We start from the raw sequence: 22,288 nt of genomic DNA, 5'->3' as shown, positions 1-22,288 counted from the left end.
CCTATTACTTTAATTTTAAGTTTAGATTAATCTAAAATATATTTACAGCTTGTATTTATTATTATTGATGATAAACTAAAACTATGAAATCTAAAATTCTACTTCTTTTCCTATTGCTTTCTTTTTCTGAAACCTACGGACAAGGCCACGGCAGCATTAGTGGTGAGGTTTCTTCTGATAAGGGAGCAGTTCCGTATGCTAGTGTGGGCATTTTAAAAAGCGCCTGGGGCATCTCGACAGACGCCGGAGGAAACTATACTTTAGCGAGAATACCCGAAGGTACTCATGAACTCATGGTATCTGCTATTGGCTTTAAACCTGCCCGACAGACTGTGAAGGTAGTGGCAGATTCAGCCATACTTGTGAATGTATACTTAGAGGAAGCAAATGCTACCCTGAACGAGGTGGTGGTAACGGGCACACGAACAGAACGGCGCAGGCTGGAGAGTCCGGTGGCGGTAAACGTGCTGGATGGGCGCATATTTAGCCTCACCCAATCCAACACCCTCTCAGAAGGCCTTTGTTTTCAGCCGGGCCTGCGCATGGAAACCGACTGCCAGACCTGCAACTATACACAGCTGCGCATGAATGGACTGGGAGGTTCTTATTCACAGGTGCTGATTAATAGCCGCCCTGTGTTTAACTCACTTATGAGCCTTTATGGGCTGGAGCAAATACCTGCCAACATGGTGGAGCGCGTAGAAGTGGTGCGTGGCGGAGGTTCAGTCTTGTATGGCTCCAGCGCTATTGCCGGTACAGTTAATATTATCACCAAAGAACCAGAGGATAACACCTATACCTTGGCTAGCAACTCTTCGGTAATAGATGGCGCGGCATGGGATCACTTTATCAATGCCAATGTAAATACAGTTAACGAGAGCCGAAACGCTGGTGTGTCTTTCTTTGCATCGCATCGTGATAAAGAAGCGTATGATGCCAACGCTGATGGCTTTTCAGAGCTACCCGAACTACTGAACAACTCGTTCGGCTTCAACTCCTTCTTCAAACCTACTCTATATGATAAACTGGAGATTAATGGCTGGAGTATTAACGAAGAGCGACACGGAGGCAATAAGCTGGATGGCCCCGCAGACCGTGCAGATCAGTCAGAGTACCGGCTTCAGAATATACTGGTCGGCGGCTTTAACTGGGATCATCGGTCCCGTGATGGCAACAGCTCTTTTAGCCTTTATGGCTCTGGACAAAACACCAAAAGAACGCACTATACCGGCATAGACCAGTCAGATGGCTGGGGCAGCACCCAAAACCATACCTTGCAGGTAGGCTTTCAGTACAACTATACTTCTCACGACTTTTTAGGAGGCACTAACACCTTTACAGCTGGAGCTGAACATCTGTATGACGATACTTTTGACGAGATTAAAGCTTATGATTACCTGATTGATCAACGTACCAACCTGACAGGTGTCTTTCTGCAAAGCGATTGGGACATAAATGCTGCCTTTACGGTACTAGCTGGTGTGCGGGCGAATAAGCACACGTATGTAGATAAGCTTATACTTACACCAAGGCTAAACCTGCTTTATAAATTAGGTACAACCACACAATTAAGAGCCTCTTACGCAAGAGGCTTCCGGGCTCCACAGGCTTTCGAAACGGACATGCACATTGCTTTTGCCGGCGGCGGAATTTCTCTTATACAGCTAGACCCTAACTTGCGGGAGGAGAAATCCAACAGCTTTAACGTGTCGATGGATTTTAATAAAGCAAGTGAAGAGATGATCTTTGGCTTTACAGTTGATGGTTTTTATACCCGCTTAATAGATGCCTTTGTGCTGGAAGAAATAGGAACAGATGCGAGCGGGAACCAACAACTGCTCCGGAAAAACGGCAGCAACTCTACTGTGAAAGGAGTTACGCTGGAAGGGCGATTAAATTATGACCAGCGTTTTCAGCTGGAGACAGGTATAACAATGCAGCAGTCTTTGTACGATACACCGGTTGCCTGGTCATCAACTATAGCAGGTACGCGTGCTTATTTACGATCCCCGAACACCTATGGCTATTATGTGCTCACCCTGCTTCCACAGAGTAGGTTCAACACCACGTTTTCAGGTGTATACACTGGTAGCATGCAGGTGCCACACTTTGCTGGCGCTCCGGGTGTGGTAGAAGATGTGCTTTATACTTCGCCGACTTTCATGGAAAATAACGTGAAGCTTTCTTATCGCTTCACGCTGAGAAGTATAGCTAAAGACCTGCAGTTAAGTATGGGCGTTCAAAATATGTTCAATGCTTATCAGAAGGACTTTGATATAGGTGCCTACCGTGACAGCAATTATGTCTATGGTCCTGCAAGGCCTCGTACTTTCTTCTTTGGGCTTAAGTTTGGATTGATGTAGGAGAAAAGTAAGTTTTATCTGCCAAACAAGAAATATAACTCAATAAGGCGACTGACAATAGCGCAATCAGATCAACATGATAAAGTAACAATAAAATAAAGGTTTACCTGCCTGATCTTCACTTAACCTTAACTGCTTATCTGCAGACGCTACTCTAAATTAATTTTAATCTGAAGCCAGAGCCCCTTAACTTGCCTGCATATAAGCGCAGAAGTGGAAATACAATATATACTTGAGATCATAGGAACAGTCGTTTTTGCCATGTCCGGCGCACTGGCAGCCAGTGAGCGAGATCAGGAACAGGATTGGTTTGGTGCTGCCTTTATCGGTTTTGTTACGGCAATCGGAGGCGGTAGCCTGCGGGATATCATGCTGGGAAGCTATCCGCTTGTATGGATTCAGGACGTTACATTGTTGTACATCATCATTGGAGCCGTGGTGTTGAGTGGTGTTTTCTATAAATGGCTTTTAAAGCTGCGCCGCACCTTTCTGTTGTTCGATACGATGGGTATCTCTATTTTCACCATCGTAGGCATGGAAAAAGCGTTGAGTTTAGGTGCGAGTCCGGAAATAGCTGCTATTATGGGCATGTTCTCGGCAGTGATGGGTGGTGTGATTCGGGATATACTTACCAATGAGGTACCGGTGCTCTTCAGGCAGGAAGTATATGCCAGCGCCTGTTTAGTGGGTGCGGCCTTTTACCTGGGGCTTGATTACCTGGAGGTGGAGCGCAATACTAATTTTATCTCCTCTGTGCTGCTCATAGCTTGTATCCGGTTAATAGCGGTGAAGTATAACCTGAGCCTGCCAAAGTTTAACCGGCAACAGCGGCAGCCATAGCCTCAGTTACTTCCTTATCCCTCTGCTCTAAATTCCGTAGTGTCATATAGCATCAAAGAGAACGTGTACACAATGGCTTTCAAAGACCGAATTCTTTATACTCATAACACCTGGAGCTTAGCGGTTCTGCGCCTATTCCTAGGACTCGTCATGTTTCCGCATGGGGCGCAAAAACTGTTTGGCTGGTTTGGCGGCCACGGACCTGCGGGCTTTATGAAATCCTTCGAACAGATGTCTGGCATGCCAGGTTGGCTCGGCTGGATGGTTATAATCATTGAGTTCATAGGTTCCATCTGTCTTATACTTGGCTTCTGGACCCGGATCTGGGCCTTGGGCTTTATAGGCCTTTTTATAGGTATTATACTTTCAGCACATCTATCCAACGGTTTTTTTTTGAACTGGAGCGGAAACCAGTCAGGCGAAGGCTTTGAATATCATCTACTTGTAATTGGCATGGCTTGGGCCTTAACGGTAGGTGGTGCCGGTAAATTGAGCATCGATCACACCATGGCCAGCCAGGACAGAAAATTCTAAAAAAAAGGAAAGGCGGAATCAATCTTCCGCCTTCTCGCCTTGCGCTACAATATCACCTTCCGTAAAAAGTATAATCTTCATCATTTCGCGCCAGGCGGGCTTTTTACGCAGCAGAAACTCCAGGTCCATCCCGAAGTGCTTGAACTCTTCGTTCTGCGCATTTTTCATGATGGCCTTTGCCTCCTCATCCTTCTCAATCGAAATGCGCTGCTCATACCAACTAATGGCTTCAGCTTCTTCAATAACTGAGGTAATCATGCGCACAAAGGTGCGTGTTTCGTCGGAAAGTTCGTGTGCGGGTTCGTGGTACTGTTCAGTAGGCATGCTTTTAGTTTGAAAGGTATATACCTTCTGTAACGGGAGCAGCGGCAGGCCGGTTGTTCAGAATTTCTTTAGCAGAGAAGTAGTTCTGCTTTAAGAGGTGTAGTTCTTGAAATTGACTCAGCGGGAAACCAGCAGATTTATGGATGATAGATTTCAAGTATAAACTGCATGAATTTTATGTCAGACTTATACTTGTACTGGAATCGCGGCAAGAAGAAACAGATATAGTTGGCGTGGTCTTGTTATATAAAAGGCATGAGATTAATACTTCTCATGCCTTTGCTTTTTTTGTCTCTTAATTTACTTACCTAGCAGCCTTGCCACGTATTTGCCTATTATATCAAACTCAAGGTTTACTGTATCTCCGGCTTTTACCTGGTGTAGGTTAGTGTGCTCATAAGTATAAGGTATGATAGCTACCGAAAAACGATCTTCTTTCGAATCAAAAACTGTTAAGCTGATCCCGTTTACACAAATAGAACCTTTTTCTACCGTTACGTTTCCCTGGCTTGCATCATAGCTGAACGTGAAAATCCAGCTTCCGTTTTCGTCCCGTACTTCTTCACAGATGGCTGTCTGGTCCACGTGCCCTTGTACCACATGCCCATCAAAACGACCGTTGGAAATCATGCAGCGCTCCAGGTTTACGGCATCACCGGCTTTTAAGTAGTTCAGGTTTGTTTTCTTCAGGGTTTCGTCAATGGCTGTAACTGTATACTGGTCTTCCTGTATACTTACCACTGTTAAGCAGACGCCATTATGCGCCACACTCTGGTCTACCTTCAGTTCATGTGTAAAAGGGCCGGTTAAGGTGAAATGCTTATTGGTGTTGTCCTCACGGATAGCAGTCACGCGGCCAAGGCCTTCTATAATTCCTGTAAACATACGGCTTGTTTTTGATTTAACGTGGCTACACCCACGTATATACTAGTGTTACAAAGTTGCCAAAGGTAACAGCTTTGCACGACTTATGTTTTATAGCGCAAATAATCTGTAATCAGCATTAAAAATAGCGGCAATTCTAGCCTGTAATGCTTATTTTCGCAGATATGCTTCTTTTAGAGCATTTATTACTCAATTCTATACTTCCAGTTCAATGCAAACAGACTCGTACAGACACAAAGGCATGCGCCGGTCCCTGGTTAAAATACTCCGTGAAAAAGGCATACGTGATGAGCGCGTGCTGACCGCCATCGAAACTGTACCACGTCATTTTTTCTTCGATAAAGCTTTTGTAGAGCAGGCGTATCAGGATAAGGCTTTTCCCATTGGTGAGGGGCAAACCATCTCGCAGCCATATACGGTGGCTTTCCAGTCGGAGCTTTTGCAGTTGAAGCCTTCAGATAAAGTGCTGGAGATAGGGACAGGTTCTGGATACCAATGCTCTGTACTGTTGCAGATAACACCTAACGTTTACACGATAGAATATAACCGCCCGCTTTACGAAAAAGCAAATATATTCTTCCGCAAGCACGGACTTAAACCACATACCTTTCATGGCGACGGATCTTTAGGATTGCCAGCTCATGCTCCCTACAATAAAATTATAGTTACTGCTGGTGCCCCTGTCGTTCCGAAGGAATTGCTGCGCCAACTTACTGTAGGCGGTATTTTAGTGATTCCTGTTGGAAATGAGCAAACACAGAAAATGATGCGGATCACACGTGTAGAGGAAAATGAATTTACCAGCGAGCAGTTTTCAGATTTCAAGTTTGTGCCGCTGCTTGGCCGCTCCGGTTGGGACGGTGTAGCGTAAGTATAAAATAACCGAATTGAGTGCTAGATTTTATCCTTTGCCTGCTGCACCCTATCTTTGCTCCATCAATTCAAGGCACATAAAATGCGTAAACAAAAAAAAGTATCTGAATCCTATGTGATCATGACGGAACTGGTGTTACCAAACGACACCAACACACTGCACAATTTGATGGGTGGCCGTATGATGCACTGGATGGACATTGTATCAGCAATTGCGGCACAAAAACACTCCAACAGAATTGTTGTAACGGCATCTGTTGACAATGTATCCTTCTCTGAAAGTATAAAACTTGGTAACGTAGTAACCCTGGAGGCCAAGGTAACACGTGCTTTTAACTCCTCTATGGAAGTGCACATTGTGGTATTTGCAGAGGATATTCCTAGTGGCAAAAAATTTATGTCTAACCAGGCATTTTTCACTTTTGTAGCTGTAGACCAATCAGGCAACCCAATTGATGTGCCGGATGCAGTGCCAGAAACGAAAGAAGAGATAGAGTTGTATGATGGTGCTTTGCGCCGCCGTCAGCTTCGTTTAGTCTTGGGAGGAAGAATGAAAGCCAGTGAAGCAAATGAGCTTAAGTCACTGTTCGACTTAAAAGAAAAGTCTGCGAAATAATCATCACCAGTTATACTTTAGCATCTCCATTATCATGTCAGGATTACGGGCTGAACTAAGCGATGATTTTCTTCGAAACTTCTTGCCAGAAACTATTTACCTGGTTGAGCAGGACATTGCCTTGCCTGTTTCTGATAAAGCTGAAGTTTCCTCGTCTGTAGCACCTCCAGCTGCTGCGCCTGCACCAAAGCAGGAAGAGGTACTTGCTCCGGCTAAGGCCTCAGCAACGGATTTGCCGAAGATTCCTAAGAAGGCAGAGGCACCAAAGCAGCAGCATTTTAAAGTGCTAGGCCAGAATGCTAAAGGTGTAGTGATATTGGTGACCTTACCTGATAGTGAGTTCATGAAATTACCGCAATTGGGCTTCCTGCAGAAAATACTTGGTGCTATAGGGCTAAAACCTGAAGATGTGGCATATGTAAACAATTTATCCGGCACTACTGCCCGCTTTGAGGACTTGCAGCAGGAGTTAAAAGTTAATTATATTATTTCTTTTGCCAGCAGGTTAGACACTGACAAGCCGCATGATAAATTCACACTTTATAACCCTGTGAGTATAGGTGCTGTTCCTGTTTTGTTTTCTCAATCGTTGCAGGTGCTGGAGCATGATGTGGAGCACAAAAAGTTGTTGTGGGGAGCACTGCAAAAAGTATTCTTATAAGAGCATACCAGTAGCAACAGTTACAAATCTTAATACCACAGACAAGTATAAAAGCGAAGGCCGAACAAGAAATCTCGTTCGGCCTTCGCTTTTATACTTGTTCTAAAAACCTACTTTAGCAGGGTCGCTAATTTATTCTCCAGCTCCTCTCCTCTTAATCCTTTTGCTATGATTCTGCCTTCAGGATCAAGTAGTACAGTTTGAGGGATTGCGGTAACGTTGTAAAGTTGCGCAGCACTGCTTTCCCATCCTTTCAGGTCAGACACGTGGGGCCACTTCAGTTGATCCTTTTCAATAGCGGCTAACCACTTGTCCTCAGACTGATCCAGCGACACGCCGAAGATCTCAAATCCTTTTCCTTTGTTTTTATACTTGTTGTACATCTTCACCACGTTCGGGTTTTCCTTGCGGCAAGGTCCGCACCAGCTGGCCCAGAAATCAACCAGTACATACTTACCTCTTAAAGAAGATAAAGACTTAGAGCCACCATCTGGCGTTGGCAATGAAAAATCCGGTGCAACCTGGCCGATGGCTGTGCTGCGGTATGGCTTTAGCCTCTCGTTTAGCATAGCAGTATACTTTGAGTTTGGCAGGTTGGCGTTAAATAAGCTAGCCATACTATCTGCAAAAGCAAAATCGTTTACCGGGTCTATCAAACTGGCAGTACCGAAGGCTGAAACTATAGATTTAGGGTGCTGCGCGATAAAGTTTTTTACCTGCCCCTGCAGCTGCATGAATTCATTCCGGATGCTTTCCATTTCTGCTTCGTTGCCCTGCTGCTGTGCCACCATAAAGCGTTGCTCCAGCTCCGTTTGCTTCAGCCTGCTTTCGTTTACCAGCTTGTTCAGCTCCAGGAATAACTGCGTATCTTCAGATCCCTCTACCTTAGCGGTACCATTGATGTCTTTGGCATCTGCCTCTATATTTATTTTTCCTTCATCCAGCACCAGCATCAGGCCATTTTGCTGATCAAGCGTTAGGCGATAGAAGGTTGGCTCTTTGATGGTTCCGTTAAAAGTAAAAGTACCGTCTGCACTAACATCCGCAGTATCACGTGGTTCAAAGTTTTGCTCACCAAGCTCGTACAGAAAAATCTGACCGGAAGATGCATTGTTTAGCTTTCCCTGAATAGTATAGGCATCTTCTCCGTTAGTGGCGGTTTTATTGCCCTGGCAGCTTGCTAGAAAAGCGGCAGCCGAAGCTACCACAAGTATATTTTTAAACTTCATCATCTTTTGTTTAAGCATTAAGCTGTTCGCGCAGCAACTGGTTGGTTACCTTCGGATCGGCCTTGCCTTGAGTCTTTTTCATAATTTCACCCATAAACATACCTATCAACGATTGCTTGCCAGCTTTGTATTCTTCTACTTTAGCAGGGTTAGCGGCTAAAACCTGTTGCACAATCTGCGCCAGTTCGTCTGCATTGGATTCCTGAAGCAGGTTCTGCTCTTCGGCAACACGTTGGGCTGTCATTTCCGGGTGTTCCAGCATGTAAGGGAACACCTGCTTCGACGCTACCGAATGGTTTACTTTGTTCTCATCTACTAAAGCAATTAGCTGCGCAATTTGTTCCGGTTTCAGCGGGAAGTCCTTGATATGCAGCTGCAACTCGTTTAGGTAAGACTTTACAGGGCCCATCACCCAGTTAGAGGCTGCTTTGTAATTTTGTGTATGCTTAGCCAGTTCCTCAAAGTATAAAGCTACTTCCTTGGCATCCGTAAGCACAGCTGCATCATATTCCGGAAGGCCTAGCTCCTGAACAAAACGCTTGTACAGCTCCTGTGGCAAGCTTGGCATAGCAGCTTTTACTTGCTCAAGCCATTTTTGCTCTATAACCAAGGGTGGTAGGTCTGGCTCCGGGAAGTAGCGGTAATCGTTCAGTGTTTCTTTCGAACGCATGGCTGTTGTTGTGCCGCTATTCGCATCGAAGTTACGGGTCTCTCCGTCTACCTTGCCTCCATTCTCCAGCACCATAATCTGGCGCTCAATTTCGTGTTCAATGGCACGTTGTACATTGCGGAAAGAGTTCATGTTCTTTACCTCCACCTTTGTACCCCACAAGGTAGAATCCTTCAGCATCACAGATACGTTGGCATCACAACGAAGTGAGCCTTCTTCCATGTTTCCGTCACAGATATCCAGGTATCGCACCAGGCGCTTTATCTCGATCAGGTAATTATAGGCTTCTTCTGAATCACGGATATCCGGCTCCGAAACAATCTCTATCAGCGGAACACCAGCACGGTTAAAATCCACTAATGTTTCTGTCTCACCGGCTAAGTGCATGGATTTACCGGCATCTTCTTCCATGTGGATACGGGTGATGCCGATGCGCTTGTCATTTCCGGCAGCGTCTTTGGTTACCAAATGGCCGTTGGTGCAAATAGGTGTTTTGTCCTGCGTGATCTGGTATCCTTTTGGAAGGTCAGGATAGAAATAGTTTTTTCGCGCATACACGTTATACTTCGTGATGTCGCAGTTGGTGGCCAAGCCCATTTTAACGGCCATTTCTACAACGCGTTTGTTTACGCGCGGCAAAGTGCCTGGGTGTCCTAAGGTAATTGCGCTCAGGTTGGTATTTGGCAACATGCCATACTCCGTAGAGTCAGAAGAATAAGCTTTGCTATTGGTTAGCAGCTGCGCATGCACCTCCAGGCCGATAATAGCCTGGTACTTATCTCTTATTGCTTTATCCATTTGTTTATGATGATAAATGAATAATCATGAATTACTAATTGCTCATTCACCATTATTCATTAGTAATTAACCATTAATCATTGATTTGACAAGTTCCGGCGCTTTGGCAGTTACGGCATCTAAACCAGCAGCATCTTTACCGCCCGCTGTTGCATAAAACGGCTGTCCGCCGCCGCCGCCTTTGATCTCTTTTGCCAGTTCGCGCACCAGGGTACTTGCATTCAGATTTTTCTCCTGCACCAGGTTATCAGATAACATCACCGCAATCTGTGGCTTGCCATCTATTTCGGTGGCAAGTATAAGCACAAGGTTATCCACTACCTGCCGCATATCGAATGCAAGCTTTTTCATATAATCAGCTGAATTAAGCACTACACGCTGAGCAATTAGATTAACACCGCCTACCTGAACAGCCTTTTGCGCCAGCTCATCTTTCATGCCTGTTAATTGCTTTAGCTCAAAAGCCTCCAGTTGTTTCTGCAATCCTTTCAGGTCGTCCTGCATTTTTTGCACGGCACCAGATACATTGCTCTGCGTGTTTAAAACCTCGCGTACCGCGTTCAGCTCGTTTAGCTGCTGCTGCATGTATTCTTCTGCTGCAGTGGCAGTAAACGCTTCAATACGGCGCACACCAGCTGCTACGGAGCTTTCCGATACAATTTTAAAGTAGCCAATGTGGCCCGTGTTCATCACGTGTGTACCACCGCAAAGCTCTACAGAATAATCGCTGCCAAAAGTAATTACGCGAACAAAATCGCCATACTTTTCGCCGAATAACGCTGTAGCCCCCATGTTTTTAGCTTCATCGATCGGCACGTTACGACGCTCATCCAGAGGAATTGCCTGCCGAACGCGCTCGTTCACAATATGCTCGATCTGGCGTAGTTCTGCATCCTCTATTTTGGCAAAGTGTGAAAAGTCGAAGCGTAATAGTTTCTCGTTCACCAAAGATCCGCGCTGCTGCACGTGCTCGCCCAATACAGTGCGTAAGGCAGCATGTAACAAGTGCGTAGCAGAGTGGTTTTTACGGATATAGTTGCGGCGCTCAGCAGCTATTTCTGCTCTAAAGCCAGCCTCCACATTTTGTGGCAGTTTAGCCGTGATGTGAAGTATAAGATCGTTTTCTTTCTTTGTATCCAGCACTTCTACCTGCTCTGTGTCAGAAATGAGAAAGCCGGTATCTCCTACCTGGCCGCCGCTCTCAGCATAGAATGGTGTCTTGTCTAGTACCAGGTGATATTCGCTTTTGTTTTTCGCCTTCACCTGGCGATAGCGCACGATGTGCGTGTCGGTAGTATCGCAGTCGTAGCCGATGAACTCGTTAACAACGTCTGGCTGCAGTATAACCCAATCGCTTTGCTCGGTGGCAGAGGCATTGCGTGAGCGGCTCTTCTGCTGCTCCATCTCCTTGCTAAACCCTGCCTCGTCCACCTGCAAACCTTTTTCACGAGCGATCAAGGCTGTTAGGTCTAGCGGAAAACCGAAGGTATCATACAGTTCGAAAGCAGTTTTGCCATCGATGATATTGTTATTCTCTTTGAATGAATTCTCCAGAGCATCCAGGCGCTTCAGACCATTATCTAAGGTGCGCAGGAAAGCATTCTCTTCTTCTTCAATCACACGCTGCACAAAGCCCAGTTGCTGCTTCAGCTCAGGGAACACGTGCGCCATCTGGTTGGCAAGTACAACGGCCAACTTATGTAAAAAGGGTTTCTTAAAGTTAAGGAATGTAAAACCATAACGTACAGCTCGGCGCAAAATGCGGCGAATGACGTATCCTGCTTTGTTGTTTGAAGGCAGCTGCCCATCTGCAATGGTAAAGGCGATAGCACGTATATGGTCGGATATTACACGGATGGCGATATCTGTCTTTTCATCCTGTCCATACTTCACTCCTGCTTCCTGAGCCACAAACTGAATAAGCGGCTGGAAAACGTCGGTATCATAGTTAGACCTTTTGCCCTGTATAGCCATACACAAACGCTCGAAGCCCATGCCGGTATCTACGTGTTGTGCAGGCAGTTTTACAAGCGAGCCATCAGCCAGCCGGTTGAACTCCATGAATACATTATTCCAGATTTCGACTACCTGCGGATGGTCGTTGTTCACCAACTCTTTACCATCTACCTGCGCACGCTCTTCTTCTGAGCGCAAGTCAATGTGTATCTCAGAGCAAGGTCCGCAAGGGCCTGTATCACCCATTTCCCAGAAGTTATCTTTCTTAGATCCCATCAGGATACGGTCTTCTGCTATCATGGATTTCCAGATGCTGAAAGCATCCTGGTCCATTGGCAGGTTCTCTGAGTCGTCTCCCTGGAAAACAGAAACATACAGCCGGTCTTTCGGCAATTTATATACCTCCGTCAAAAGCTCCCACGACCATTCCAGCGCATCCTTTTTAAAGTAGTCTCCAAACGACCAGTTACCTAGCATTTCGAACATGGTGTGGTGGTAGGTGTCATAGCCAACTTCTTCCAGGTCGTTATGCTTGCCGCTTACACGAAGGCACTTTTGCGTATCCGTTACACGCTTATAAGGCGCAGGTTTGTTGCCCAGAAAGTAATCTTTGAAGGGAGCCATGCCCGAGTTAATAAACATCAGGGTAGGGTCGTCCTTTACTACAATCGGTGCAGAAGGTACAATCTGGTGCTGTTTGGATGCAAAGAAGTCCAGAAACTTTTGTCTTATCTCAGCTGAGTTCATGTATGATTATTAAGCCTTTAGATACTTAGTGCTGTACTTGTTGTTTAAGAGCGAAAAATGTATAATTTTTGCCAAACGGAAACGCTTAGAATAAGCGCAGCACGAAAAGCACAATATAGGCAAAAGTAGCATTTTTAGCCGTAATGCGTAACATCTGCGGTAAAATTAAGCTGCCGCGGCCACTAATACACCAACTGGTTATGCCATACAAAGAAAAAGAAATAGAAAAGCAGTACTATAGTATAGGCGAAGTTGCCTCTATGTTTGATGTTGCCCCTTCCCTTATTCGCTTTTGGGAAACGGAGTTTGAGCAGCTCAGGCCTAAGAAGAACAAGAAAGGCAACCGCCAGTACACCCCTAAAGACATCGAAACGCTCCGCACAGTCTATCATCTTGTTAAAGAGCGAGGTTATACGATACAGGGCGCCAAAGAGATGATGAAGAACAAGCAGGTGCAGACAAAAGACAAGATGGAGATCATCGAATCGTTGGAGAAAGTCAAAGCGTTTTTGCAGGGCATTAAATCACAACTGAATACAAAAGAGTAAAATGCTCGTAGGCATGATAAGATGGTTGAGGAGCACAATAATCTTTATGAAGTAGCTATTACACGTTTACCAGGTGTAGGTACGCAAATTACGCGTCAGTTAGTGAGCTATTGCGGCTCACCTCAGGCTGTGTTCGAAGCTCCACCAGGTAAACTTCTGAAAATACCGGGTGTAGGGCCTACCCTTGTCAAGAACCTTGCATCCGGAGCAAAAGCTGCTTTGCTACAGGCCGAAGAATGGCTGAAAATGGCCGCAGACCTGGATGTGCAGCTGCTTTTTTATACTTCGCCAAAATACCCCGACCGGCTCAAACAAATCCCTGATGCACCTACGCTGCTATACTTCAGGGGCAATGGCAACTTAAACCAGCGCCGTATCATCAGCATGGTAGGTACCAGACAAATAAGCAGTTATGGCCAAACAATCACGGAGCGTATCGTCGAAGACCTGAAGCCTTATAACGCGATGATTGTGAGTGGCTTGGCGTATGGTGTGGATGTGGTTGCCCATCGGGCTGCCTTACAGGCAGGCTTGCCAACCATTGGGGTTATGGCCAGCGGACCTGAAACTGTTTATCCCGCTGTGCACCGTAAGTATGCCGAGCGAATGCTTACGCAAGGCGGACTCCTTACTGAAAACCCTTTTGGCACTCGCCCGGATGCCCCTCGCTTTCCGGCCCGAAACCGTATTATAGCTGGCATGAGCGACTGTACCATTGTGGTGGAAGCAGCCTTGAAAAGCGGCACCCTGATTACCGCCAACATTGCCCACAGCTATGACAAAGAAGTAATGGCTGTGCCCGGCAACATCACCTCTCCTGTTTCTGAAGGCACCAATCACCTGATTAAATCTTTAAAAGCCTCTGCTTATACTTGTGTGCAGGACCTGGTTGAGCTTTTAAACTGGGATTTACAGGACGAAGCTGCAGCCAAGGCAGCCCATAGACCCCTCGATCTGGCTGAATTTACTGACGATGAGCGTAAGGTGCTGATGGTACTGCACCAAAGCCGTGAAGAACAAATGGACAACCTTAGCTGGAAAGCACAAATTCCTATAAGTAATTTAGCTTCGGTGCTTTTGGCGCTTGAGTTTAAAGGAATGGTAAAGGCAATGCCTGGTAAGCGTTTTGCTATACTTGTATAAACACCTTCCTAATCTTTTGCCTCTCAGATATTTAATTATACTTACTTAGCTAATATCACTTCGCCCAGTTAAGGAAATATAAATTTATCCTCGTATATTATCTTTATATTCCTTTCTCACCTTTAATCGCGATGTATGATATCCTTTTGCCTTTCGGTGGTTGCCCTGGTGCTGGGCTACATCCTCTATTCTAAATTTGTGGAAAGGATCTTTGAGGTAGATCCAAATCGTAAGACTCCAGCCATCACCATGCGCGATGATGTAGACTATGTGCCAATGCCGGAGTGGAAAATTTTCCTGATACAGTTTCTGAATATCGCGGGTCTGGGGCCTATTTTCGGTGCTGTTGCGGGTGCTATGTGGGGGCCTTCTGCTTTCTTATGGATTGTATTGGGTTCTATATTTGCCGGCGGTGTGCATGATTATTTTTCCGGAATGCTGTCGGTAAAGCATGGTGGTGAAAGTATAACGGAAATTACTGGTCGCTACCTGGGTGATGGCATGAAGCAATTTATGCGTGCCTTCACGATTCTGCTCATGATTATGGTTGGTGCTGTGTTCATCATGGGCCCTGCTAAAATTCTGAATGATATGACAGGCGACATTGCCACTGTTACTACCTGGGTTTGGGGCATCCTTATCTATTATGTTCTGTCCACAGTGCTTCCTATAGATAAATTAATTGGTAAGCTGTATCCGCTTTTCGGCGTAGCCCTTTTGTTTATGGCTTTAGGTTTATCGGTTATAATGTTTACAGATGGCTATGTAATACCTGAAATTACATTAGCCAGCTTAACCAACATGCGCACAAACGCAGAGAGCTACCCGCTGTTCCCGATGCTTTTCGTTACGATAGCCTGTGGAGCTATATCCGGTTTCCATGCCTCTCAGTCTCCTATGATGGCGCGCTGCATGACAAATGAAAAGCAAGGCAGAAGAATTTTTTACGGAGCGATGATTACTGAAGGCGTGGTGGCTTTAATTTGGGCTGCCGTAAGTATGAGCTTTTTCGGCGGCATCCGAGAACTAAACGATACCATGATCGCACAGCAAGGAAATGCAGCCTATGTAGTTAATGTAATATCGAACACGATGCTGGGTAAAATAGGCGGGATACTGGCTCTGCTGGGTGTTGTAGCTGCTCCAATTACCTCTGGAGATACAGCCTTCAGAAGCGCTCGGCTGATTGTGGCAGATTTCACAAAGTCAAACCAAAGCAAGATTATGAACAGGCTGCTTATTAGCTTACCCCTGTTTGTGCTAGGTTATGGGCTAACCCTAATTGATTTTGGGATAGTATGGCGTTACTTTGCCTGGACAAACCAAACCTTAGCCACCATTGTGCTTTGGACGGTAACAGTTTACCTCATTAACGAGCACAAATTTTATTGGGTGAGCCTAGTGCCAGCTACCTTTATGACAGTGGTGGCAGTATCTTATATACTGGTAGCACCGGAAGGTTTCAGTTTGTCTACTGATATAGCCTATCCTGTTGGAATAGTGATTGCGCTTGTGCTTCTTATTGCTACTTTGATGAAGGCCTATAGAATCAAAGATCAGAAAATAGAGTATGTTAATTAAGGCATCTAAATGAGAAGGGCAGCTGTCAAAACAGTTGCCCTTCTCATTTGAATATATGTTTTAAATGCTTTTATGTTTGAGTTGTTGGTATACTTCCGCATAGGTAGGTGTTGAGATGCCAGCTTTCTCTCCTTCCCTTACAATATAGCCTGTCAGGTTTTCAAGCTCGGTTCGATTTCCTTCTCTAAAGTCTCGTTGCATAGACGAGGTAGCCTCATGCGGCAGTTTTTCTACAACCTTAAGGTTTTGTTCAACAATATTCTCAGGTAACTCCACTCCTTTTGCAGCTGCTATTAATTTGATTTCCTGCATCAGGTTGATTAACTGCTGCCGTAGATCGTCCTGCCCGACTAACTGCCCCATGGTTTTGTCAGAAAGAGATGACAGGCTGGCAACCGGTGAAATGAAGGCGAATTTCTCCCATACCTTATTTTCTACATCATCATAAAATTCCTGGTTGATGCCTGCATCCTCAAACAAAGCTTTGACACGCTGAAGCACCTCTGCCGGTAATTTAGGATTACCCCACACCAGGCGGTTATACTTGCCCTGCACTTTAACCACGCCCGGCGCAGTTTTGCTGGATACAATATATACACAGCCCCAGAGGGTTTGAGCTTCAGGATACCGGTTCTGGAGGTATTCTATCCCATCTACACCATTCAGAAGCGGGAGCAGTACAGTAGCTGGTGTTATATTGGTTTCGAATTGCTCTGCCACCTGCTCCAGGCTGTAGCTTTTCACACAAAAAATTATCAGGTCTTGTTTGCCCAGCTGCTGTGGGGTTTCAACTACTTTAGACGGATGTATAAACGCTGTTCCTTCTTCTAATTCAAGCCGAAGACCTTCTTTTTCTATTTTGCTTTTATGGTCACCTCGGGCAATGAAAGTAATCTCATAGCCAGGATCATCTGCATACCTTTTAGCCAGCTTTCCTCCGTAATATCCACCTACACCTCCTATACCTACAACAGCAATTTTATACTTGTCCATAGTCTTAGTTTTGGTTTGGTATTAATACGTACCGTGCTTACGATCAGCTATTACTTTTTCAAAGTCCCATTCTACCCGTTCGGTAAACGAGCTGTCTCGCTTCTGGCATTCGCCTTTGGTACACACTGTACAGGAAGGTGCAATGCATGGGTCAGTATGTACAAACAACTCTATACTTGGATCAATCTTCTCTCGGATAACGCGGGCCACCGCCTCTACCTCGTCATGTGATTCTAAAACAGATAAGTACCAGGGCACTGTGAGGTGGCAATCAATGTGTAGCGTGGAGCCATATTTGATCACGCGCAGGTTATGTATGTCAATCCAGTTCTCACGCCGGTTCTCGTTAAGTACCTGCACAATACGCTTCAATAGCTCATAATCTGCTTCATCCATGATGCCGGCAATGGAAGATCGCAGTATCCGGTAGCCTGTGTAGCCTATCATCAAGCCAAACATAATAGCCACGATGCTATCAAGCCATAATTGCCCTGTTATGTATATCAAAAGCAAACCAATCAGAATACCGGCGGTGGAATAAGCATCTGTTTTCAGGTGCTTGCCTCCGGCGGTAAGCACCAACGAATTTGATTTTTTGCCTCTGCGTTCGGTTAGTACCCCTACAGCGTAATTAATAACACCAGAAACAGCAATAAGCAATATACCAATGTCTAGTTTCTGTAGTGGCACAGGATCTATCAGGCTAAAAATAGACTTCAGGATAATAGCGCCACCTGCTACGAGTATAAGAGAACCTTCCAGCGTGGCAGCAACAAACTCTATTTTGCCATGCCCATAGGGGTGGTTTTCATCGCGTGGGCGTGATGAGAGCACCAGGCTGTACAGAGAGAATGCTCCTGCTACTACATTGATGATAGATTCGAGGGCATCTGTAAGTATGGCATTTGAATTAGTAAGTATAAAGGCAAAGAATTTAGCAATGAGCAACAAGATACCTACCAGCACCACAAACAGCTGCAGGCGGATATTCTCGCTTAAATTTTTAATTTTAGACTGAATCAAACTTGAGTTGGCTTGTATGCGGAGACAACGAAAATGCCCGCCATAAGATATGAGGCGGGCACAAAGGTAACAAACTGTCTTATGAAAGGAAAAGCCAAGGCAAACCATTTACGCACAAAACGCAGGTATACTTTTCTCTTCTTTTTTTCTGAAGGTTATTTTTACAATTGATCAGACAAGGTATCGCTTAGATCCAACCAGTTAGGGTTCATCGACTCTATCAGGTTAAATGTGGAGTCTAACCCACCACCTTTTAGTTGCTGTTCGCGGGTTTGCGCCTCCTCCGGTGCCTGGTAGTGCTCATAATAAACCAGTTTGGCCTTAGCAGCAACCTTATTCTGGTTAGGTTGAGGTAATTTGAATTCTGCCATATGTTTCTGCAGATCCCCTGCTATACCTATTTCTACATCTTCGCGTGGGTTATCACCGAAGATATATACATAATAATGTGGTGCTTGCATAAATACGATATTTTATACTATAAATACGGGCCAACTACTGCTATGTTCTTACTCTTTTCTGCTGCACAAGGTTCCTGCTATACTTGCTAAAGACATTGCCAGTTATAAGTTTGGTCATGTCTCTAAATCAACTGACTAGGAATATTATTGAAACGCGTTTAAGTGTTTAATATTGCTGGTAAGTGCTATGATTCAGGTGTAGCAAGTATATAGCACCACCCTTAGCTCCTGTGTAGTTTTTAGTTGATAACATCTCTCCTGTTTTTAGAGTAAAATAGGCTATGCCTCTAAATATTAAACTACAAAAGCTGCTGGAGAAAGTATATGAGCCACAGAAACGCTACGATCAGCGTTTCTCTAAGGTGGATATTTCGTTTTTCACGAATGAGCAAGGCGAACCGATAACACTGTTTATCGGAAAGCGCAATGAAGATGGCAGTATTAAAGGAGAGCGTTACGTGCGGAAAATTGTAAGAAAGCCCAATAGCCCTGAAATCTTGAAGAGCCACTGGGACTTAAAAGGAAGCGTTAGCCACGACTAAGCCTCGAGGTCTTCCAGGTCGAAGTCTTTGCCTTTGCCATACTTGTACAAATCATGCAACAGGTAAGTATCCAGAGTGTTCAGGTCTTTTACCTTATAAACATTCTCTTCTGGCATCTCCACTACCTGAAATTCAAAGGTTTCTCCGTAATTAGTAAGCCTGTATTTCCTGCCCCTTCTGAGGTTGTCTAAAGATAAAGCCATGTAAGTCTGTTTCTGATCGCTGGTGATTTTACAAATATACATGTACCTTCCTCAAAATACCTTCATAGGTTGCAAAGAAAAGGCCCGCACACAATGCGGGCCCTATAAACCGGACTTTTTTAAAGGCTTCCTATCTGATAAACTTGGTAGACAGGGTTGTATTACCAGCTGCAGCTTTCGCAACAACTAATCCCTTTCCCTGTCCTGCTAGAGGTATTAATAACTCATTCTTCCCTGCTTCTGTAGCAAATGTTTTGTTCAGAAGTATAGCTCCGTTCAGGTTAACCAATATAACATGTATAGGTTGGCCAGACATATTTGCGTAATTCACAATAACATGTTGTGTGGAAGGATTATATACAATACGCTCGATACGCTGTACTGCCCCGGTAGCTTGCTGCAGTGATACCACCTTTGAAAAAGCTGCTGTGCCATCAAAATCCACCTGCTTCAGACGGTAGTATACAGTGCCTGCTCCGGCATGAGCGAAACCTGCATCCGAGAAAGAGTAGCTACGTTTAGTGCCTGAATTACCAGCTCCGGCAACATCCCCGATTTTTGCCCATGTTTTACCATTGGCTGAGCGTTCTATTTCAAAGTGGCTATTGTTATTTTCGCTGGCTGTAGCCCAGGTTAAAAAGGCGATGTTGCTGCTCTCTTTTACTGCTGCAAAGTTCATGAGCTCAACAGGCAACGGTGACGGGTCTGTGCCTACTGCCCATCTGGAAAAAGCGTCTATACCATCCAGTGTGATGATTCCCTTGCTTCTATCCACGGTAGTGCGGCCACGGTTAGTATAGGTCACGCCATCATCTGTAGAGCGGTATAGCACAAGGTCATCAGCTGACAAGCCTTTTAATTCATGGTTCATGAAGGCGAAGCTCATAGAAGCGTCTAACCCAGTTTTAACAGCAGTAGTTATTTTAATGGTTCGGTCTATCAAAATGCCATTTGGCTTGTCTGTCACAGCGCCTGTATAACGGCTAACAGCTGTTGTTCCGGCTGCTACTCCTTTGTACACCAGCGTTAAACCAACATTGCTAAACGTATAAGGCACGTTCACCTCAGTTGTGCGGTGCTCTGTATCTACCTGCCCAAGTATATAGCTGGTTAGCGACTCATTTAATATAGAAGTAGGCGCAAGAACAACTGCATTATCTCTTGTATGCAAGATACCTTTCTGCATCGTCAGCTCATTGGCTACAGCTACGTTTCCTGTCATGTTAACGCCATCTCTGCTGTTGATTGTAAGCTTAGCTAAGGTAACTGCAGGTAACTCCACAGTTCGCTGGCCTGTATTTTCAATTGAAAGAACTGCATTGTTACTGCCTGTCATACCACCCTTACTAACCAGAAGATCACCTTGCACGATAAGCGATCGGGAGCCTAATTTTAAAGAGCCTGCTTGCAGGTGTAGCCCCTCAGCAATCACCTGGTTTTGAGACAACTCTACCGTACTCGCTGCATTGATATACAAAGAACGAACAGTTGTAGGCAGTGCATTGCCAGTTACTTGTGCCGTAGCACCGGTATACATATAATCTGCCTTCTTGCTGAAGTTTCTGATGTCTGTCCGGATAGCCCCTGTGCTTGCACCCGTAGTAATGCCTTGAATATGGCCTATCCCAAGCATACCGCCATCCATTACCGTGAAAGAAGTAAAAGCAGCATTGGTAGCCTTACGTACTACTCTGCCTGCTAATAATAGCTTTGCGCCATCCTGCACTACAAAGGAGCTGCCACCATTGGCAGAAGATCTGCCTCCAAGTTCAATGTCAGAGCTTAAGGAGATAGTTCTGCCCTTGGTGATGTTTATGTTCCAAAGTGCTTTAGATTCGTCAAGCCCAGTTGGAAGAGAAAAAACAGAGCTTCTGTTTTCGCCGCTAGTATTTGTAAAGTTAATGGTACTCCAGCCGGTACTACTGTTAATGCTGCTTCCCTTAGATAGCTCTAACCCCCCTTCAAGATTAAGCACACCATTGATGGTGATAGTACCTGATACAAGCTTAAGGTCGTTTTTGAAGGTGATGTTTGCCGGCAGCTCTACTTTGGCTCCGTCTACTATTTCTATACTTCCTATCTCATAGTTGTTGCAATTACCTAATTTTAGAACATTTCCGTTGGTGCTCTCCACCCGCAGGTTTCCTCTTACTTTCAAACCACATAGCAGGTTCAAATCGATCCCCTGTTTACCCTGCAAGTTCCACACAAAATTGTAAAATTCCTGATCTAAGCCTGTTGGGATATTAGCTTAGTACCAATCACCATAATAGGCAAAAGTAGAGCCTTCCTGCCAGGTTGCCTGCGGGAATCTAACGTTTGTGCGCAGGTTAAATCTGGAGCCAGCGGTGAAGCTTAGAGAGGCACCCTCGTTAGAAATACCTCCACTGTTTGGCAACCACTCTACCATACCACTTACCAGCATAGTAGCTCCTGATTTAAGAACCAACCTACCTTGATCCAATATATACGAGCCACCAGCCGCTACTACTAATTTTCCGCTCTTCTCAACAGAGACTACATTTGATTGGTAGAGGCTCTTAAAACTGCCTTCAACCGTCAACTCACCACCTGCTTTTACTTCTATCGTTCCGCCAGCGTTGAACATTGCTACACCAACTGGCACTTGTATTCTTTTAGTTACTTGAATTAACCCATTATTAGACAGTGCACCACCAAAGCCGGCTAAAGCTCCATCATTCAGAAAGGTAAGTTTCCTGTTACCATTAATATGAAGTGTGCCACCTGTTACAACAAGCAGATTTACAGCTAAATCGTTATCGGTCCATTTGTCATAATTATTTACTACAATGCGGCTTGGCTGCGAGTAGTTTTTTGATTTATCACGCATGTAGACCAGGTAGGTGAATGAACCGTCATCGAGCAGCAACTGCTCATTTCTGTTATTATCGTTGCTAACCACCTCCCACTGTTCCCAAGGGGTATCTACTATAAATTTGGTAGCCACTTTATAATCAACTCCATTTATCAAAGCTGGAGCTGCATACCCTACCTCTTGTTTCCTCAGAACCAGGTAACCGTCCAAATCAGATGCTGAACTTTCCTTGAACTTCAGCAGAACTTTACCATTTACAATTGTGGCAGAAAAACCAGATGCTGCACCAGGCGCTACATTATCTGCAAATCCTTTTGTAGGAAGAAGGATTAATACAATAAATAAGAAGTGAAGCAGGTACTGTGATAAATTTTTCATGTTTGACTTATAAATATGCGGCAGCACATTTTGCCAATACAATGCCAGTTCAATATAACATAGCTATAGTTTAATTTAAGACGT

General features: G+C 44.9%; 21 protein-coding genes. 10 read left to right on the top strand and 11 right to left on the bottom strand.

The genetic code is table 11. The annotated features are described in order from the left end of the window. Positions 1–83 precede the first annotated feature (83 nt). The 3 genes from ACFQ2O_RS08560 (at position 84) to ACFQ2O_RS08550 (ending at position 3,737) form a co-directional block, all read left to right on the top strand. Complete coding sequence (locus tag ACFQ2O_RS08560; RefSeq protein WP_377525707.1) at positions 84–2,363, top strand: TonB-dependent receptor; 2,280 nt, start codon at positions 84–86, stop codon at positions 2,361–2,363. A 213-nt stretch (positions 2,364–2,576) separates the two neighbouring features. After that, the gene (locus tag ACFQ2O_RS08555; RefSeq protein ID WP_377525703.1) at positions 2,577–3,203 is read left to right on the top strand and encodes a trimeric intracellular cation channel family protein; all 627 of its coding nucleotides are present in this window, start codon (positions 2,577–2,579) and stop codon (positions 3,201–3,203) included. A gap of 72 nt (positions 3,204–3,275) precedes the next feature. After that, entirely contained in the window at positions 3,276–3,737 is a 462-nt protein-coding gene (locus ACFQ2O_RS08550) for a DoxX family protein (protein ID WP_377525699.1), read from the top strand. A gap of 18 nt (positions 3,738–3,755) precedes the next feature. Here the strand turns inward: ACFQ2O_RS08550 and ACFQ2O_RS08545 are convergent, their stop codons facing one another. Beyond that, the gene (locus ACFQ2O_RS08545; protein WP_377525697.1) at positions 3,756–4,061 is read right to left on the bottom strand and encodes a ferritin family protein; all 306 of its coding nucleotides are present in this window, start codon (positions 4,059–4,061) and stop codon (positions 3,756–3,758) included. Between the two features lie 300 nt (positions 4,062–4,361). Continuing rightward, on the bottom strand, positions 4,362–4,946 hold the full coding sequence (locus ACFQ2O_RS08540) for a riboflavin synthase (protein WP_377525694.1): 585 nt from the start codon (positions 4,944–4,946) through the stop codon (positions 4,362–4,364). A 211-nt stretch (positions 4,947–5,157) separates the two neighbouring features. Here ACFQ2O_RS08540 and ACFQ2O_RS08535 point away from each other — a divergent pair, with 211 nt between their 5' ends. The 3 genes from ACFQ2O_RS08535 to ACFQ2O_RS08525 all read left to right on the top strand — a co-directional run bounded on the left by ACFQ2O_RS08535 (position 5,158) and on the right by ACFQ2O_RS08525 (position 7,096). Continuing rightward, on the top strand, positions 5,158–5,817 hold the full coding sequence (locus ACFQ2O_RS08535; protein WP_377525690.1) for a protein-L-isoaspartate(D-aspartate) O-methyltransferase: 660 nt from the start codon (positions 5,158–5,160) through the stop codon (positions 5,815–5,817). Positions 5,818–5,901: 84 nt separating this feature from the next. Then, positions 5,902–6,435: an acyl-CoA thioesterase gene (locus ACFQ2O_RS08530; protein WP_377525688.1), complete on the top strand. Its 534-nt coding sequence runs from the start codon at positions 5,902–5,904 to the stop codon at positions 6,433–6,435. Positions 6,436–6,469: 34 nt separating this feature from the next. Next, complete coding sequence (locus ACFQ2O_RS08525; protein ID WP_377525684.1) at positions 6,470–7,096, top strand: hypothetical protein; 627 nt, start codon at positions 6,470–6,472, stop codon at positions 7,094–7,096. Between the two features lie 110 nt (positions 7,097–7,206). Here the strand turns inward: ACFQ2O_RS08525 and ACFQ2O_RS08520 are convergent, their stop codons facing one another. The 3 genes from ACFQ2O_RS08520 to alaS all read right to left on the bottom strand — a co-directional run bounded on the left by ACFQ2O_RS08520 (position 7,207) and on the right by alaS (position 12,496). Further along, positions 7,207–8,328 carry a redoxin domain-containing protein gene (locus ACFQ2O_RS08520; RefSeq protein ID WP_377525681.1) on the bottom strand — a complete coding sequence of 374 codons (1,122 nt, stop codon included), beginning with the start codon at positions 8,326–8,328 and terminating at the stop codon, positions 7,207–7,209. A 7-nt stretch (positions 8,329–8,335) separates the two neighbouring features. Beyond that, complete coding sequence (gene gatB, locus ACFQ2O_RS08515) at positions 8,336–9,793, bottom strand: Asp-tRNA(Asn)/Glu-tRNA(Gln) amidotransferase subunit GatB (RefSeq protein WP_377525678.1); 1,458 nt, start codon at positions 9,791–9,793, stop codon at positions 8,336–8,338. A gap of 66 nt (positions 9,794–9,859) precedes the next feature. Next, positions 9,860–12,496, bottom strand: coding sequence for an alanine--tRNA ligase (alaS, locus tag ACFQ2O_RS08510; protein ID WP_377525675.1), 2,637 nt, complete (start codon positions 12,494–12,496; stop codon positions 9,860–9,862). Between the two features lie 200 nt (positions 12,497–12,696). Between alaS and ACFQ2O_RS08505 the strand changes: the two genes are divergently transcribed. The 3 genes from ACFQ2O_RS08505 (at position 12,697) to ACFQ2O_RS08495 (ending at position 15,768) form a co-directional block, all read left to right on the top strand. Beyond that, positions 12,697–13,044, top strand: a complete 348-nt coding sequence (locus tag ACFQ2O_RS08505) for a MerR family transcriptional regulator (RefSeq protein ID WP_377525672.1) — start codon at positions 12,697–12,699, stop codon at positions 13,042–13,044. 21 nt (positions 13,045–13,065) lie between these two features. Further along, entirely contained in the window at positions 13,066–14,187 is a 1,122-nt protein-coding gene (gene dprA / locus ACFQ2O_RS08500) for a DNA-processing protein DprA (protein WP_377525669.1), read from the top strand. A 135-nt stretch (positions 14,188–14,322) separates the two neighbouring features. After that, entirely contained in the window at positions 14,323–15,768 is a 1,446-nt protein-coding gene (locus tag ACFQ2O_RS08495) for a carbon starvation CstA family protein (protein WP_377525666.1), read from the top strand. Between the two features lie 60 nt (positions 15,769–15,828). Here ACFQ2O_RS08495 and ACFQ2O_RS08490 read toward each other — a convergent pair whose 3' ends face one another. The 3 genes from ACFQ2O_RS08490 to ACFQ2O_RS08480 form a co-directional block, all read right to left on the bottom strand. Next, positions 15,829–16,761 carry a ketopantoate reductase family protein gene (locus ACFQ2O_RS08490; protein WP_377525663.1) on the bottom strand — a complete coding sequence of 311 codons (933 nt, stop codon included), beginning with the start codon at positions 16,759–16,761 and terminating at the stop codon, positions 15,829–15,831. A 21-nt stretch (positions 16,762–16,782) separates the two neighbouring features. After that, entirely contained in the window at positions 16,783–17,784 is a 1,002-nt protein-coding gene (locus tag ACFQ2O_RS08485) for a cation diffusion facilitator family transporter (RefSeq protein WP_377525659.1), read from the bottom strand. Positions 17,785–17,945: 161 nt separating this feature from the next. Next, a complete protein-coding gene (locus ACFQ2O_RS08480) occupies positions 17,946–18,245 on the bottom strand; it encodes an excinuclease ABC subunit C (protein WP_377525656.1) in 300 nt (99 codons plus the stop codon). 281 nt (positions 18,246–18,526) lie between these two features. Between ACFQ2O_RS08480 and ACFQ2O_RS08475 the strand changes: the two genes are divergently transcribed. Next, positions 18,527–18,787: a hypothetical protein gene (locus ACFQ2O_RS08475; protein WP_377525653.1), complete on the top strand. Its 261-nt coding sequence runs from the start codon at positions 18,527–18,529 to the stop codon at positions 18,785–18,787. Here the strand turns inward: ACFQ2O_RS08475 and ACFQ2O_RS08470 are convergent. From ACFQ2O_RS08470 to ACFQ2O_RS08460, 3 genes are all read right to left on the bottom strand, one after another. After that, positions 18,784–18,990, bottom strand: coding sequence for a hypothetical protein (locus ACFQ2O_RS08470; protein WP_377525649.1), 207 nt, complete (start codon positions 18,988–18,990; stop codon positions 18,784–18,786). The two genes, ACFQ2O_RS08475 and ACFQ2O_RS08470, sit on opposite strands and share 4 nt — an antisense overlap. A gap of 130 nt (positions 18,991–19,120) precedes the next feature. Further along, entirely contained in the window at positions 19,121–21,148 is a 2,028-nt protein-coding gene (locus ACFQ2O_RS08465) for a hypothetical protein (RefSeq protein WP_377525646.1), read from the bottom strand. Positions 21,149–21,241: 93 nt separating this feature from the next. Next, positions 21,242–22,204: a hypothetical protein gene (locus ACFQ2O_RS08460; protein WP_377525643.1), complete on the bottom strand. Its 963-nt coding sequence runs from the start codon at positions 22,202–22,204 to the stop codon at positions 21,242–21,244. Positions 22,205–22,288: the final 84 nt, after the last annotated feature.

It is taken from the genome of Pontibacter rugosus, from assembly GCF_042678745.1.
Lineage (GTDB): Bacteria > Bacteroidota > Bacteroidia > Cytophagales > Hymenobacteraceae > Pontibacter > Pontibacter rugosus.
Note: the sequence above shows the minus strand (reverse complement) of the source record. Positions and strands in the feature narration are given on the sequence as shown.